The organism is Rhodococcus sp. CX, assembly GCF_015865005.1.
GTDB lineage: Bacteria > Actinomycetota > Actinomycetes > Mycobacteriales > Mycobacteriaceae > Rhodococcus.
Genome location: NZ_JADZGH010000158.1, coordinates 1,986 through 15,813, shown reverse-complemented (window position 1 = coordinate 15,813; position 13,828 = coordinate 1,986). Strand labels below are relative to the sequence as shown.

The 13,828-nt window shown below is 66.3% G+C and carries 11 protein-coding genes and 2 pseudogenes; 5 read left to right on the top strand and 8 right to left on the bottom strand.

All coding sequences use genetic code 11. The features are described 5' to 3' along the window. Positions 1-187 precede the first annotated feature (187 nt). A complete protein-coding gene (locus I0Q12_RS16570; RefSeq protein ID WP_307846290.1) occupies positions 188-904 on the bottom strand; it encodes a PASTA domain-containing protein in 717 nt (238 codons plus the stop codon). 97 nt (positions 905-1,001) lie between these two features. Next, the gene (locus tag I0Q12_RS16565) at positions 1,002-2,045 is read right to left on the bottom strand and encodes an LLM class F420-dependent oxidoreductase (protein ID WP_197252941.1); all 1,044 of its coding nucleotides are present in this window, start codon (positions 2,043-2,045) and stop codon (positions 1,002-1,004) included. A gap of 321 nt (positions 2,046-2,366) precedes the next feature. Between I0Q12_RS16565 and rph the strand changes: the two genes are divergently transcribed. Next, a complete protein-coding gene (rph, locus tag I0Q12_RS16560) occupies positions 2,367-4,991 on the top strand; it encodes a rifamycin-inactivating phosphotransferase (protein ID WP_197252940.1) in 2,625 nt (874 codons plus the stop codon). 63 nt (positions 4,992-5,054) lie between these two features. On the opposite strand, the gene I0Q12_RS16555 is transcribed toward rph, so the two are convergent. Then, the gene (locus I0Q12_RS16555; protein WP_197252939.1) at positions 5,055-5,843 is read right to left on the bottom strand and encodes a phosphatidylserine/phosphatidylglycerophosphate/cardiolipin synthase family protein; all 789 of its coding nucleotides are present in this window, start codon (positions 5,841-5,843) and stop codon (positions 5,055-5,057) included. Positions 5,844-6,365: 522 nt separating this feature from the next. After that, positions 6,366-6,734 (bottom strand): annotated as a pseudogene (locus tag I0Q12_RS16550) (hypothetical protein); the annotation flags it as partial. A 177-nt stretch (positions 6,735-6,911) separates the two neighbouring features. Here I0Q12_RS16550 and I0Q12_RS16545 point away from each other — a divergent pair. The 3 genes and pseudogenes from I0Q12_RS16545 to I0Q12_RS16535 all read left to right on the top strand — a co-directional run bounded on the left by I0Q12_RS16545 (position 6,912) and on the right by I0Q12_RS16535 (position 9,217). Continuing rightward, positions 6,912-7,649 carry a TetR/AcrR family transcriptional regulator gene (locus tag I0Q12_RS16545; protein ID WP_197252938.1) on the top strand — a complete coding sequence of 246 codons (738 nt, stop codon included), beginning with the start codon at positions 6,912-6,914 and terminating at the stop codon, positions 7,647-7,649. A 66-nt stretch (positions 7,650-7,715) separates the two neighbouring features. Then, a pseudogene (locus I0Q12_RS16540) lies at positions 7,716-8,060 on the top strand (ATP-binding cassette domain-containing protein); the annotation flags it as partial. A gap of 119 nt (positions 8,061-8,179) precedes the next feature. Then, on the top strand, positions 8,180-9,217 hold the full coding sequence (locus tag I0Q12_RS16535; protein ID WP_197252937.1) for a beta-ketoacyl-ACP synthase III: 1,038 nt from the start codon (positions 8,180-8,182) through the stop codon (positions 9,215-9,217). Between the two features lie 63 nt (positions 9,218-9,280). On the opposite strand, the gene fabG is transcribed toward I0Q12_RS16535, so the two are convergent. The 4 genes from fabG to I0Q12_RS16515 form a co-directional block, all read right to left on the bottom strand. Continuing rightward, entirely contained in the window at positions 9,281-10,039 is a 759-nt protein-coding gene (gene fabG / locus I0Q12_RS16530) for a 3-oxoacyl-ACP reductase FabG (protein ID WP_197252936.1), read from the bottom strand. A gap of 29 nt (positions 10,040-10,068) precedes the next feature. After that, complete coding sequence (locus tag I0Q12_RS16525) at positions 10,069-10,830, bottom strand: 3-oxoacyl-ACP reductase family protein (protein ID WP_197252935.1); 762 nt, start codon at positions 10,828-10,830, stop codon at positions 10,069-10,071. 147 nt (positions 10,831-10,977) lie between these two features. Beyond that, the gene (locus I0Q12_RS16520; RefSeq protein ID WP_197252934.1) at positions 10,978-12,195 is read right to left on the bottom strand and encodes an acetyl-CoA C-acetyltransferase; all 1,218 of its coding nucleotides are present in this window, start codon (positions 12,193-12,195) and stop codon (positions 10,978-10,980) included. Positions 12,196-12,230: 35 nt separating this feature from the next. Then, on the bottom strand, positions 12,231-13,376 hold the full coding sequence (locus I0Q12_RS16515) for an acyl-CoA dehydrogenase family protein (RefSeq protein WP_197252933.1): 1,146 nt from the start codon (positions 13,374-13,376) through the stop codon (positions 12,231-12,233). A 101-nt stretch (positions 13,377-13,477) separates the two neighbouring features. On the opposite strand from I0Q12_RS16515, the gene I0Q12_RS33050 reads away from it, so the two are divergent. Then, the coding region (locus I0Q12_RS33050) for a TetR/AcrR family transcriptional regulator (protein ID WP_307846288.1) at positions 13,478-13,828 on the top strand (351 nt) is incomplete at its 3' end.

The following is a 13,828-nucleotide window of genomic DNA, read 5'->3' as shown; positions in this document are numbered from 1 at the left end:
CGTCACCACCCGACGTGGGGCCAGGAGTGCTGGCCGAGACGGTCTATCGGGGTATGGCGACCGGGCAGCGTTGGGGAAGGGGCCGAGCAGACTCAGCGACCCGTAGGGTCTCCGATCGGTTCAAAGCAGCCGCCCGCAGGGCGTCCGTTTCCTACGCGTTGCCCGTCCACAGAACTGTCAGCCTGCATCAACAGCTATGAGGCTCATCCTCTTTCACAACCGACAGGACCGCATCCCCTTCGCCGATGACGACACCGGCCTTCGGAGCCTGCTCGACAACCACCCAGTTCCGATCCAACACCTGAGCGCGGCCCGCGCCCGTCGCATCGACGCTCTTCGAATAGAAGACGCCAGCGGTCTGGATCGTGTCCTGCGCCTCTTGAAGATTCATGCATACAACATCCGGCATGATCGCCGTCGCCGATGGGCTGGGTGTGTGTGCCGTGGCCGCCGCGGCTGCCGTCACGGGCGCAGCGCCCGAAGTGTTGGGCGGTGCGGTGGGCGTGGTCATGGCATCGTCGTCCGACGGGGATTCGAGCCCGTCGGAGATGTCGGAGATGATCCCGAAGATCACGAACGCGGCGGCGACGAGCGCCGCAATGACGACGCCTCGGCGGACCTTCGGCGACTGCGGTGCCGGGGGTGGCGGCGCGAAGGCCGCCGGATCCCCGGCCAGGTATGCGAGGTGCCCGGCCTCCGCGCGGGCAGCCAGGCCCGCATACTCGGCCTGCTTCCGCGCCCGGTAGTCCCGAATGGGTTTGCCGACAGCGAGGTACGCAAGGATTGCGGTGAACACGAGCTGGGTGAAAGAGGCCGAGAACTTGCCGTGGATCAGCTCCACGAATGCCAACCACAACGTGATGCCCGCGAACATCCCCGCGAGCACCCTCAGGTAGGGCTTCACGTGCACTCCTTCACCGATCCGGGGGCACGTGTCGTGCCGTGACCTCGCTGCTCAGATCGAGCGTAGCGATCCTGCCGTTACCGGCACCCGTCCGACGTCACGCGTCGACGATGGCGCGTAGCTTCTCGAGCTGCTCGACGCGTCCTGCCGGGTCGGGGCTGAGGAACTTCACGTTCAAGGTCGTCGCACCCGCCTCCGCGAACGCTGCGACCCGCTCGCGCACGTAACCCTCGGGGCCGATCAGCGAGATCGCCCGCACCAACTCGTCCGGCACCGCCGCGGCGGCTTCGTCCTTCTTTCCGTCCAGATACAGATCCTGGATGATCTTGGCGTCGGCCTCGTACCCGTATCGGCAGGCGAGGTCGTTGTAGAAGTTCTTGCCGCGGGCACCCATACCCCCGATGTACAGCGCGAGGTGGGGTTTGACCAGGTCGAGCAGGTGATCGACGTCGTCGCCGATTGCGAGGGCGGGGCCGGCGTAGACCTCCAGGTCGCCGAGCGACGGATCGCGCTTGGCCTTGCCCTTCGCGAGCGCCTCACCCCACACGTCGTTCGCGCGTTCCGGGTTGTAGAAGATCGGCTGCCAGCCCTCGGCGATCTCCGCGGTGAGGGCCACGTTCTTCGGTCCCAGTGCGGCGATGACGATCGGGATGCGCTCGCGCACCGGATGATTGATGATCTTCAGTGGCTTGCCGAGTCCCGTGCCCTTCTCCGGGGGCAGCGGAATCTGGTAGTACTTGCCGTCGTAGCGCACCGGTTCCCGGCGCCACACCTGCCGGCAGATGTCGACGAGCTCGCGAGTGCGTCCGAGCGGCGCCGTGTAGGGCACGCCGTGGAATCCTTCGATCACCTGCGGTCCCGACGCACCGATGCCGAGCACGAATCGCCCGTCCGACACGTAGTCGAGGCCCGCGGCGGTCATCGCCATCAGCGACGGGGTCCGCGTGTAGATCTGGAAGATCCCGGAGGCGAGCTGCACCCGCGACGTCTTTGCGGCGAGATACCCGAGCTGGCTGACGGCATCGAAGGAATAGGCCTCGGCCATGAAGACGATGTCCAGACCTGCGCGTTCCAGATCGGCGACCTCGGCGACGGTCTCGGCGAATCCGCCGCTGTAGGTGATCATGGTTCCGATGCGCATCGAGGCACTCCCGTCGAATTGTGCGGTGCTGCTGACGGATCCGAGGTCGATTCCCCGAGAAGACAGCGGTATGTGCAGTTCAACACCCAGCGGGACGCGGCGCAAAGACGCATCGCCGATCGAACTCATTGCCGCCGCCTATGGTCCGCTCCCCGACAATCCGACCAGTGTTCGAGGAAGCAGAGAGGACGAGAGCGGGAATCGCGACCGTGCGGCTTGTTCCCACTTCCAATCTATACACGAATGGCGAGCCTCATGAGGCCCCGATTTTCGGCTCATAATCGCCCGCAGAATGCTGGACCAGCAGGGAAGGGCGGCAGCATGCACTACGTATTGGGCTTCGAGGAAATCGACCGGACGCAGATCGCGCTGGTCGGCGGCAAGGGCGCGAACCTCGGAGAGTTGTCGCGCATCGACGGCGTCCTCGTCCCCGACGGCTTCTGCGTGACAACCGACGCCTATCGCCGAGTCACGACAGAAACGCCGGCGCTCGACGCCCTGTTCGAGCAGCTCACACACCTCACTCCGGACGATCGGGAGCAGATCGGCGCGGTGAGCGCGCAGGTTCGTCGCACGATCGAGGACTGGGTCGTCCCGGAGGAGGTGACAGCGGCGATCAGGCAAGCACTGTCGCGCTTGGGTGACGACACGGCCTGTGCCGTGCGGTCCAGCGCGACCGCGGAGGATCTACCGTCGGCGTCGTTCGCAGGCCAGCAGGACACGTACCTGAACGTCGTGGGCCCGGACGAAGTCCTCCGGCATGTCGTCAGGTGTTGGGCGTCGCTGTTCACCGAGCGTGCCGTCACCTACCGGCTGCGAAACGGGATCGATCATCGCAAGGTGCACATGGCCGTGGTCGTGCAGCGGATGGTGTTCCCGGAGGCGTCCGGCATCATGTTCACGGCCGATCCCGTCACCTCCGACCGGACGGTTACCTCCATCGACGCCGGATTCGGTCTCGGAGAGGCGCTGGTGTCCGGCCAGGTCAACCCGGATGTCTACACAGTGCGCGACGGTGCCGTGGTCGGCAGGACGATCGCCACGAAGCTGCGCGCTCTGTACGCCACACCGCACGGTGGGACGCAGATGCAGGAGGTTCCTCCGGAGCGGCAGAACCAACCGGTGCTGACGGACGCGCAGATCCTCCGGCTCGCCGATTTGGGCGGTCGGATCGAAGCGCACTTCGGCTGTCCGCAGGACATCGAATGGTGCCTGGTCGACGACCGTTTCGACATCGTTCAGAGCCGGCCGATCACCACGCTGTTCCCGATCCCGGAATCCGACGACGACGAGAATCGCGTGTACGTCTCGGTCGGACATCAGCAGATGATGACCGACGCCATGAAGCCACTCGGACTTTCCTTCTGGCAGATGACAAGTCGGGCGCCAATGCGTGACGCCGGGGGCCGGCTGTTCGTCGACGTCACCGAGCGGCTTGCGTCGGCGACGGCCGGGCCCGCGATCGTTGCCGCGCTCGGAAAGTCCGATCCGCTCATCGGCGATGCGCTGCAGACGATTCTGGACCGCGGCTTCGTCCCGCAAGGTCCGGACGACGGTTCCATCCCTGCAGCGGTGGGCGCCCCTGACCCGATCGCGCCGGATCCGGCGATCGTCACCGAACTCATCGCGCAGAGCGAGGCTTCCCTCGAGGTCTTGAAGCGTGACATCGCAACCAAGACCGGGACGGAGCTGATCGACTTCATTCGGGACGATATCGAGGAACTCAGGCGGGTCCTGTTCGATCCGCGCGGTCTCCAAGCGATCATGGCCGGGATGGGTGCTGCCGACTGGCTGAACGACCGGCTCGACGAGCGGCTGGGCGAACGGAATGCAGCCGACACGCTCACCCAATCGGTTCCGCACAATGTGACCTCGGAAATGGGGCTGGCGCTGCTGGACGTGGCCGACGCCATCCGCCCGCATCCGCAGGTGGTGGCCTTCCTGCAGCAGGTCGAGGACTCGGGTTTCGACGACGACGCCTTCCTCGACGAGCTCGAAAAGTTCGACGGGGGCGGCGAAGCCCGCGCCGCCGTCGAGGACTACCTCGACAAGTACGGCATGCGATGCGTCGGCGAAATCGACATCACCCGGCCCCGCTGGAGCGAAGCTCCGACGACCCTCGTCCCGCCGATCCTGGGAAATATCAAGGGTTTCGGTCCAGGTGCCGCCAATCAGCGCTTCGAGCAGGGTCGACGCAACTCCGACGAGAAGGAACGCGAGGTTCTGGAACGCTTGCGCGCCTTACCCGATGGGGACACCAAGGCCGAAGAGACGAAGCGGATGATCGACCGTGTCCGGGACTTCGCGGGGTACCGGGAGTATCCGAAGTACGGGATGGTGTGCCGCTACTTCGTGTACAAGCAGGCGTTGCTGCGCGAGGCCGACCGCCTCGTCCGGAACGGTGTAGTCAGCGATCGGGAGGACATCTTCTTCCTGAGGTTCGACGAACTCGCCGATCTCGTTGCGACACAGCGTGAGCGCAACGACCTGATCGACGAGCGACGGGACGAGTTCCGCACGTATAAGGCGCTGACGGCGCCCCGGGTGCTTACCTCGGACGGTGAAGCCCTCACCGGGGCCTACCGTCGCGAGGATCTTCCGGAAGGTGCGCTCGCCGGCATGGCGGTGTCGAGCGGGACCGTCGAGGGCCGTGCCCGCGTCGTCCTGGACATCGCGCACGCCGATCTCGCGGCCGACGACATCCTGGTCACCGCCTACACCGATCCGAGTTGGACACCCCTGTTCGTCGCCATCAAGGGCCTGGTGACAGAGGTCGGCGGTCTGATGACACACGGTGCGGTGATCGCGCGAGAGTACGGGCTGCCGGCGATCGTGGGCGTCGAGAATGCAACACGGCTCATTCGGGACAGGCAACGGATACGGGTGAACGGGACGGACGGGTACGTCGAGATCCTCAGTGATGATCCACCGCATTCCCCCGAGTGATTGGCCGTACCGACGGTGTGGGTTCGCCCCGGAATCCAGCGGCGTACCCACACTCATCGTCTCTCAGTACTCAGGCCAGAGGCTGAGGAGCGCGTCCACTGCAGACTTGCGGAAGTAGTTGCGCTCGAACTCAGGCTTCTCTCCCAGCGCCTCGAACACCCCGATGACGTCTGCCCACGACACGTCACGCGATGACTCCGTGAGGTGCAAGTAGCAGTATCTGTCCCCGTTGTCATCGTCGTACAGGTAGACGACGGGCCCCGGCGGCACTACCTGGCTCCCCTTTGTCACCTTCCCCTTCGCACTCGCATCTACGGCGATCACGCAAGCCCCCACGGAGAGCGGTAAGCGGTACTCGGGTTCCTCGATCTCGCGGAACACGAACAGAACTGAATCCGAATCCGGATCGTCACAGCCCAACTCGGCCGAAAGGCGCTCTCGGAGGTGCAAGACTTCGGCCGGAGGATCCAACTCTTCCGCCATCCGAACGAGCAGAAGCTGCGTCGGGCGCGGTCTCGACGCAGCACCCGTCTCGTCAGGGATCGTCTCGCCCGCGCTCGACGACGACTCGTCGAGAGTCTCGGTCGGCTCGGATTCCATGTGGTCCGGTGACCGATCCACACCGCATTGCTCGATGAGCGCACGTACGTGATCGAGCGTGAGTGGTTCCGCGCGTGTTTTCCACGCGAGCAATTTGCTTCGGGCTTCGTCGACGCAGTCGCGACTGTCGGTCAGCACGACGCTCTCGGTGAGCGTCGTCGCCGAGGATCCCGAGAGGTTCGCGGACCCGACAAGCAAGAAGGGCGGGTGCGATTCGCCGGTAGACTCGGCAAGGATCATCTTGGCGTGCACGCCCTCCAGCGAATACACACGTACGCCCGCCTCGATCCACCTTGCAAGTACAAGGGGGTCGGTCGATCCGGCTCGCACCGCTGACGCGCTCGCATCGACGATGATCGAAGAGCCCCGCTAGAGCTTGGTCAGATCACCACCATGCGAGCCGACGTACGCGACCGCCGCCAAAATGGCGCACGAGCGTGGCTCGAGGAGTGGGGCGAGTTCGTCCCACACCCGTTGCCCTGCAATCAATCTGACACTTCGATCTTCGAGCCCGAGACTCGCCAAATCCGTCATTGCTGTAGTGCTTCCTCGACCCGCATCTCCGCGTCGTGTGCCAGCGGGGCCGGTTTGTAGAACATAGCGTTGTCGGCCCCTTTCCCTGGTGTCGGCGACCCTTGCCGAACTCGCAGCAAAATCTACTGGAGAGAATCGAGACGATCGCGCATAGGGCAGATGTGCCCTGTTGTCGGTACCCGGTGACGGAACCATCATTCGGTCCATTCGAGTGAAGATTCCCGTCACCGACAGCGAGGTTCAGGCTTCCGGCAGCCCCGCGACCAACTCCGCCACGTGCTGGTTCAGGTTGGCCGACCACATCTCCGGGTGAGGATGGATCCACCGAGCGCCCGCGATGATCTGTTCGAAGACCAACTTGGCGACCTCCGCGGGTGTGAGTCCGCCACCGGCCAGGTATGCAGCCATCTGCTGCCGATAACCTTCGGCCCCTTCCGTTCCGGCGGTGCCTGCGTCGTCGAAGATGCGGGTGCGCACGGGGCCGGGCAGGAGTACGGACACACCGATGTTCGCGTCGACGGACTCGAGGTCCGCCGCCAGCGACTGTGCGAGGACCCGGACGACGTGCTTGCTGACCGTGTACGCCGACTGCGACGCGCCGATACCGTCACCCCCGACCGACCGTCACCGGCGGCGCGAGGGCCGCGCTGAAACCCCACAAGCACGATCCCCATCTGGGACGACGGTGTTGCACCGCAGTGGGGCGGAACTTAGACTGACCTAAGTTATAGGGCGTAACTTAACGAGAAGCAGGGGTACAGGCACGTGATCGGCAGACGTCCGCGCATGTTCGAGGTCGACGACATCATTCGCGTCGGCCGGGAACTCGGGATGCGCAGGCTGAGCATGAACGCCGTCGCGGCGGAGCTCGGTGTGTCCTCGACCGCCCTGTACCGGGCGGTCGACGGACGGTGGGGGCTCGAACGGCTCGTCGGCGAAAGCCTGCTCGGCGACCTGAAGCTCCACGACGATCCGGATCACGACATCGAGCAGCACCTGCTGTCCTTCGGCCTGCAGATGTGGCATTTCATCGTCCGGCACCCCGGCCTCGCCGCGGGGAAACAGGATCTGCATGTACACACCGAGGCCGGGGTGCCGGACGATGAAATGCCACATCTGCAGGCCGAAGGAGTGTACATGCAGATCCTGTTTCCCCGCGGCGAGGCCGGTCGCCTCCTGATGGCGCACCAGATCGAAGCGTTGAGCAAACGCGGATACAGCCCCGACGTCGCGATCGCGCTGTCCAGCGTGATCGCCGGTGTCTCCATCAACTATGCGGTGGCCGAGGACTCCCAGCGTGAGCACGCCGACGAACTCGATGCGCAGCGCCAGGAGGTTACCGCCCAGCTGAAGACGGACGAAGACCTGGCGGAGGCACACCGCAACCTTCCGTCGGTCGAACACACACAGTTCGTGAGACTCGTTCTGGCAGCGATGGTCCGGGGAGTCGTGTCGGTCGCGCCTCCCGGGCGGCCGCTCGATCAGGTCATGGCCGAGCTGGCGGCGATGGGAATGGGGATCTGATGACCGAACGAGGTTTTCAGGGGCGATGATGCGTGGGTTCGGTGCCCGCGACCACGACGCCGTGGTGCCCTGTCCGGAGGTGAGCGGCAACGTGTTTCGATCGCGCGGGCGCTGCTGAAACCGGCACCGGTGCTGCTCGTCGACGAGGCCACCAGCGCGCTGGACACGGAGAACGAAACCGCGATCGTGCAGGCCCTGACCGCCGACCCGACGCCGCGCACCCGGGTGATCGTCGCGCACCGATTGGCCGGCATCCGCACCGCCGACCGGGTCGTGTTCCTCGAGCGCGGCCGCGTCGTCGAGGACGGCGGCGTCGACGAGCTGCTCGCGGCAGGGGGCCGCTTCGCGGAGTTCTGGCGACAGCGCGACGCGGCGTCCGGATGGCGGCTGGAAACGTCACCCAAGGGGTAGTGCCGGGAGCCCCGGAAAGCTCGTAGGGTGCGCAATACGGGAAGTCCGTGCCGAAACCCGCCGTCCGGTTCCATGATGGATCCGGCCGGAATCCATCGATACCGGCCGGAGAGGACACCATGCCCACCGCTATCAACACCGCACCCGCGGTCACGCACGCCGCACTGCTCGGAATCGGGGCATACCGCCCCCGCCGGGTGGTACCCAACGCCGAGATCGTCGACCGCATCGATTCCTCCGACGAGTGGATCCGGACCCGCTCGGGCATCGCCACCCGCCGCTGGGCCGAACCCGACGAGACGATCGTGTCGATGAGCGTCGCCGCCTCCCGCGAGGCGCTGTCCGCAGCCGGGCTGGACGTGGACCAGATCGACGCGGTCGTGCTGGCCACGTCGTCGCAGATGGTGCTCGGGCCGTCCGCCGGGGCGGTCGTGGCCACCGAACTCGGTATGCACGACACCGCGGCGTTCGACATCTCCGCGGGCTGCGCGGGCTTCTGCTACGCGCTGGGGAACGCGGCGGCCCTGGTCCGGGCGGGACAGGCCCGTCACGTTCTCGTGATCGGCGTCGAACGACTGTCGGATCTGCTCGACCCCACCGACCGCACGTGCGCGTTCATCTTCGCCGACGGGGCCGGCGCCGCCGTGGTCGGGCCGTCCGACACCGAGGGCATCGGCCCGGTCGCGTGGGGCTCCGACGGCTCCCAGACCGACGCCATCAAGCAGGACAAGGACTTCGCACGGTACTTCGCCGAAGTCGAGGCGGCGGGCGGAAGCGGGACCGTGCCCGAACGGCCCTACATCCGCATGAACGGTGCCGCGGTGTTCCGGTGGGCCGTGACGTTCCTGGAGAAGGCGTGCCGCGACGCTCTCGGTAAGGCCGGGGTCACCGTCGACGACCTGGACGCTTTCGTGCCACACCAGGCCAACAGCCGCATCACCGACGCGCTGGTTCGCGCGCTGGCCCTGCCCGATTCGGTCGCGGTCGCGGGGGACATCGCCGAGACCGGAAACACGAGCGCCGCGTCGATTCCGCTCGCGATGGAAGAACTCCTCCGGTCCGGCAAGGCGAAACCTGGCGACACCGCACTGCTGGTGGGGTTCGGCGCCGGGCTCGCGTACGCGGGGCAGGTCGTGAAGCTTCCCCCGCTCGGTTAGACGCCTGAACGACAGCGGCGCTGCGGCCCCCACCGGGGACCGCAGCGCCGCGTTCGGCTCGATTCAGTCCTTCGGACCACCGGCAACGTAGATGACCTGGCCGGACACGAAACCGGAACCCTCGGACGCGAGGAACGACGCGGTGTGGGCGATGTCCTCCGGCTTGCCGACGCGCGCGACCGGGATCTGCGCCGCGGCGGCCTTCTTGTAGTCCTCGAACGGGACGCCGACACGCTCGGCGGTCGCGGCGGTCATCTCGGTCTCGATGAAGCCCGGGGCGATCGCGTTGGCGGTGACACCGAACTTGCCGAGCTCGATCGCGAGGGTCTTGGTGAAGCCCTGCATGCCGGCCTTGGCAGCGGAGTAGTTCACCTGACCGCGGTTGCCCTGCGCGGACGTGCTCGACAGGTTGACAATGCGGCCGAACTTGTTGTCCACCATGTACTTCTGGCAGGCACGCGTCATCAGGAACGCGCCGCGCAGGTGCACGGCCATGACCGCGTCCCAGTCTTCGACGGTCATCTTGAACAGCAGGTTGTCGCGGGTGATGCCGGCGTTGTTGATCAGGACCGTCGGCTCGCCGAGTTCGGTGGCGACCTTCTCCACCGCAGCGGCGACCGACTGCTCGTCGGCGACGTTCGCGCCGACCGCGAGGGCCTTGCCGCCGACGGACTCGATGGCGGCGACGGTGTCGGCGCAGGCGTCGGCGTCGAGATCGAGCACGGCGACCTGGAGGCCGTCCTCGGCGAGACGCTTGGCGACGGCGGCACCGATGCCGCGGGCGGCTCCGGTGACGATGGCGGTGCGGACTGTCGAGCTCACTACGAAACCTCCAGTAGATGGTGGAACGGTCAGTTGATGGTAAGGCCGCCGTCGACCGCGAGGGTCTGCCCCGTCACATACCCGGCCGCGTCGGACACGAGCCACACGAGGGTTGCGGCGAGTTCGGCCGGGTCACCGGTGCGGCCCAGGACGATCCGCGACTTCATGCTGTCGATGTAGCCGTCCGGGTACTCGTCGGTCATCTCGGTCGCGAAGAAGCCCGGGGCGATCGAGTTGACGCGGATGCCCTTGCGCAGACCCCACTGCTGCGCGAGGTCGCGGGTCAGCCCGATGACTCCGGCCTTGCTCGCGGCGTACGCGGCCTGCGGCAGGCCCGCGGTGGTGATGCCGAGGATCGAGGAGATGTTGACGATCGAGCTGCCCGGCTGCATGACGCGACCGGCGGCCTGCGCGGCCCAGTAGGAGCCGTTGAGGTTGATGTCGATGACGCGGCGGAACTGGTCCGGGGTCTCCTTCGTGGCGGGGACCGCGGTGCCGATGCCGGCGTTGTTGACGAGGATGTCGACCTTGCCGAGTTGCTCGACGGCGGTGTCGACCATGCGCTGCGCCTGGTCCGGATCGGCGATGTCGGTTTCGACGGTGACGGCGCGACGGCCGGCGGCGCGGACGAGTTCGGCGGTCTCCGCGAGCCGGTCGGCGCGGCGAGCCGCGAGCACCACATCGGCGCCGGCTTCTGCCAGCGCCTGCGCGAACGCGACACCGAGACCGGACGATGCGCCGGTGACGATCGCGACGCGATCGTCGAGGCGGAACCTGTCGAGAGCGGACACAGTTGTCTCCTCGGAAAGTACGGGGCTACCGATGTGTATAGCCCGGAGAGGTGGTGGAATTCAAATGGACACGCCCGAAAAACATTAGGCCGCATGCCTTTTCAGACATACGGCCTAATGGTGTGTTTGCCCTTGCCTATGCGGGCGTCAGCTCAGGCGCTCGAGGACCATCGCCATGCCCTGGCCGCCGCCGACACACATGGTCTCGACGCCGAACTGCTTGTCCTGGGCCTGCAGGTTGTTGATCAGCGTGTTCGTGATGCGCGCACCGGTCATACCGAACGGGTGGCCGAGTGCGATCGCACCGCCGGAGACGTTGAGCTTGTCCTCGTCGATACCCAGCTCGCGGGCCGAACCGAGCACCTGCACGGCGAACGCCTCGTTGATCTCGAACAGGTCGATGTCGGAGATCGACTTACCGGCCAGCGCCAGCGCCTTCTTCACGGCCTCGATCGGGCCGAGGCCCATGATCTCGGGCGACAGACCCGACACGCCGGTCGAGACGATCCGGGCGAGCGGGGTCAGACCCAGCTCCTTCGCCTTGGTGTCCGACATGATCACCAGCGCCGCGGCACCGTCGTTGAGCGGGCACGCGTTGCCGGCGGTGACCGTGCCGTCCGGGCGGAACACCGGCTTGAGCTGGCTGACTGCCTCGTAGGTGGTGCCCGCGCGCGGGCCGTCGTCGGTGGAGACGACGGTGCCGTCGGGCAGGGTCAGCGGGGTGATCTCCTTCTCGAAGAACCCGGACTTGATGGCATCCTCCGCGCGGTTCTGCGACCGCACGCCCCACCGGTCCTGGTCCTCACGGGAGATCCCGGTGTACGAGGCGACGTTCTCGGCGGTCTGGCCCATCGCGATGTAGACGTCGGGGAGCAGGCCGTCCCGGCGCGGATCGGTCCACGCGGTGCCGCCCTCGGCGAGCTTCGCGGTGCGGGCCTCGGCGTCCGCGTAGAGCGGGTTCTTCGTGTTCGGCAGCCCGTCGGCGTTGCCGGTGATGTAGCTCGACACCGACTCGACACCGGCGGAGATGAACACGTCGCCCTCGCCGGCCTTGATCGCGTGCATCGCCATGCGGGTCGTCTGCAGCGACGACGAGCAGTACCGGTTGACGGTCACACCCGGCAGGAAGTCGTAGCCGAGCTGCACCGCGACGGTCCGCGCGATGTTGAAACCCGACTGGCCGGCGGGCTGGCCGCAACCGAGGAGAAGGTCGTCGATCTCGGTGGGGTCGAGTTCGGGCACCTTCGCGAGTGCGGCGGCGACCATCTGGGCGGCCATGTCGTCGGGGCGCAACGACTTGAGCGAGCCCTTCATCGCGCGGCCGATGGGCGAACGTACTGCGGAGACGATCACTGCTTCGGGCATCGGAAGCTCCTTCGAAAAGAGTGGAGTATCGGGGACTACAGGCCGAGGTCGCGGCCGATGAGTTCCTTCATGATCTCGTTGGTGCCGGCCCAGATCTTGGTGACGCGGGCATCCTTCCAGGCACGGGCCACACGGTACTCGTTCATGAAGCCGTAGCCGCCGTGAATCTGCACGCAGGCGTCGAGAACCTCGGACTGCGTCTGCGCCGTCCACCACTTGGCCTTGGCGGCGTCGACCGCGCTGAGCTCACCGTCGGCGTGGGCCTCGACGGCCTGGTCGACGTAGGCCTCGGCGACCTCGATCTTGGTGACGAGCTCGGCGAGCAGGAACTTGTTGTACTGCATCGTGCCGATGGCCTGGCCGAACGCCTTGCGCTCCTTGGCGTACTCGATGGTCTCGAGCAGGATGTGCTTGGCGTGGTGCACGTTGTTGATGGCGGAGCCGAGGCGCTCCTGCGGGAGCAGCTTCATCATCGAGATGAAGCCCATGCCCTCTTCACCGAGGAGATTCTTGCCCGGGACGCGGACGTCCTTGAAGAACAGTTCGGCGGTGTCGGCCTCGGGCTGGCCGACCTTGTCGAGCTTGCGGCCGTTCTCGAAGCCCTCCATGCCGCGCTCGACGACGAGCAGCGAAATGCCCTTGGCGCCCTTCGACGGATCGGTGCGGGCCGCGACGACAACCAGGTCGCAGTTGTAGCCGTTGGTGATGAAGGTCTTCGCGCCGTTGAGGATCCAGTCGTCGCCGTCGCGGACCGCGGTGGTCTTGAGGTTGGCGAGGTCCGAACCACCGGACGGCTCGGTCATGCCGATCGCGCAGATGAGCTCACCGGTGGCGCAACGCGGCAGCCAGCGCTCGCGCTGCTCCTCGTTACCGAGGTGGACGATGTACGGCACGGTGATGTCGGAGTGGATGCCGATCGACGACGACAGCGCCATGTTCGCCCGGGCGAACTCCTCGGCGACGATCGCGTTGAAGCGGTAGTCGTTCGCTTCCATGCCACCGAAGCGCTCGGGGATCTCGAGCCCCAGGAAGCCAGCCTTGCCCGCTTCGATCCAGATGTCGCGGGGGATCTCGTGACGTTCGATGAGTTCCTCGGCACGGGGCAGCACGAACCGGTTCACGAACTCGCGAGCCGACTCGCGGAACGCCTCGTGATCGGGACCGTACAGGGTGCGTCGCATTCAACCGCTCCTAATCTAAGCACGCGCTTATAATCTAAGCGTTTGCTTATAGTGGACCCGATGCGGCAAGTTGTCAACTGCCGGAACACAGGGAGAGCACAGTGGCCACATCGAGAGACGACGTGATCAGCGGATCCAAGGCGGCGGCCCGCCTGCGGGAAGCCGCCATCGAGGTATTCGCCGAGAACGGGTACGGCGGCACCACCACCCGCCAGATCGCCGCGCGCCTCGACATGAGCCCGGCCGCGATGTATCCGCACTACAAGTCCAAGGAAGAACTGCTCTACGCGATCGGCTACGAGGGACACGCCCTGGCGTTGCGGGTCGTGCAGGACGCCGACATCTCCGACGCCGACGCCACCGAACGCCTCGCCACGATCATCCGGCGCTTCGCGGAATGGCAGGCCGAGAACCACAGCCGCGCGCGCGTCGTCCAGTACGAACTCACCGCC

Excerpts from the sequence above, each read along its gene's own strand:
- rph (WP_197252940.1), top strand. The coding sequence starts at position 2,367 with ATGCACTACGTATTGGGCTTCGAGGAAATCGACCGGACGCAGATCGCG.
- I0Q12_RS16545 (WP_197252938.1), top strand. The coding sequence starts at position 6,912 with ATGTTCGAGGTCGACGACATCATTCGCGTCGGCCGGGAACTCGGGATG.
- I0Q12_RS16535 (WP_197252937.1), top strand. The coding sequence starts at position 8,180 with ATGCCCACCGCTATCAACACCGCACCCGCGGTCACGCACGCCGCACTG.
- I0Q12_RS16515 (WP_197252933.1), bottom strand. The coding sequence starts at position 13,376 with ATGCGACGCACCCTGTACGGTCCCGATCACGAGGCGTTCCGCGAGTCG.
- I0Q12_RS16565 (WP_197252941.1), bottom strand. The coding sequence starts at position 2,045 with ATGCGCATCGGAACCATGATCACCTACAGCGGCGGATTCGCCGAGACC.
- I0Q12_RS16520 (WP_197252934.1), bottom strand. The coding sequence starts at position 12,195 with ATGCCCGAAGCAGTGATCGTCTCCGCAGTACGTTCGCCCATCGGCCGC.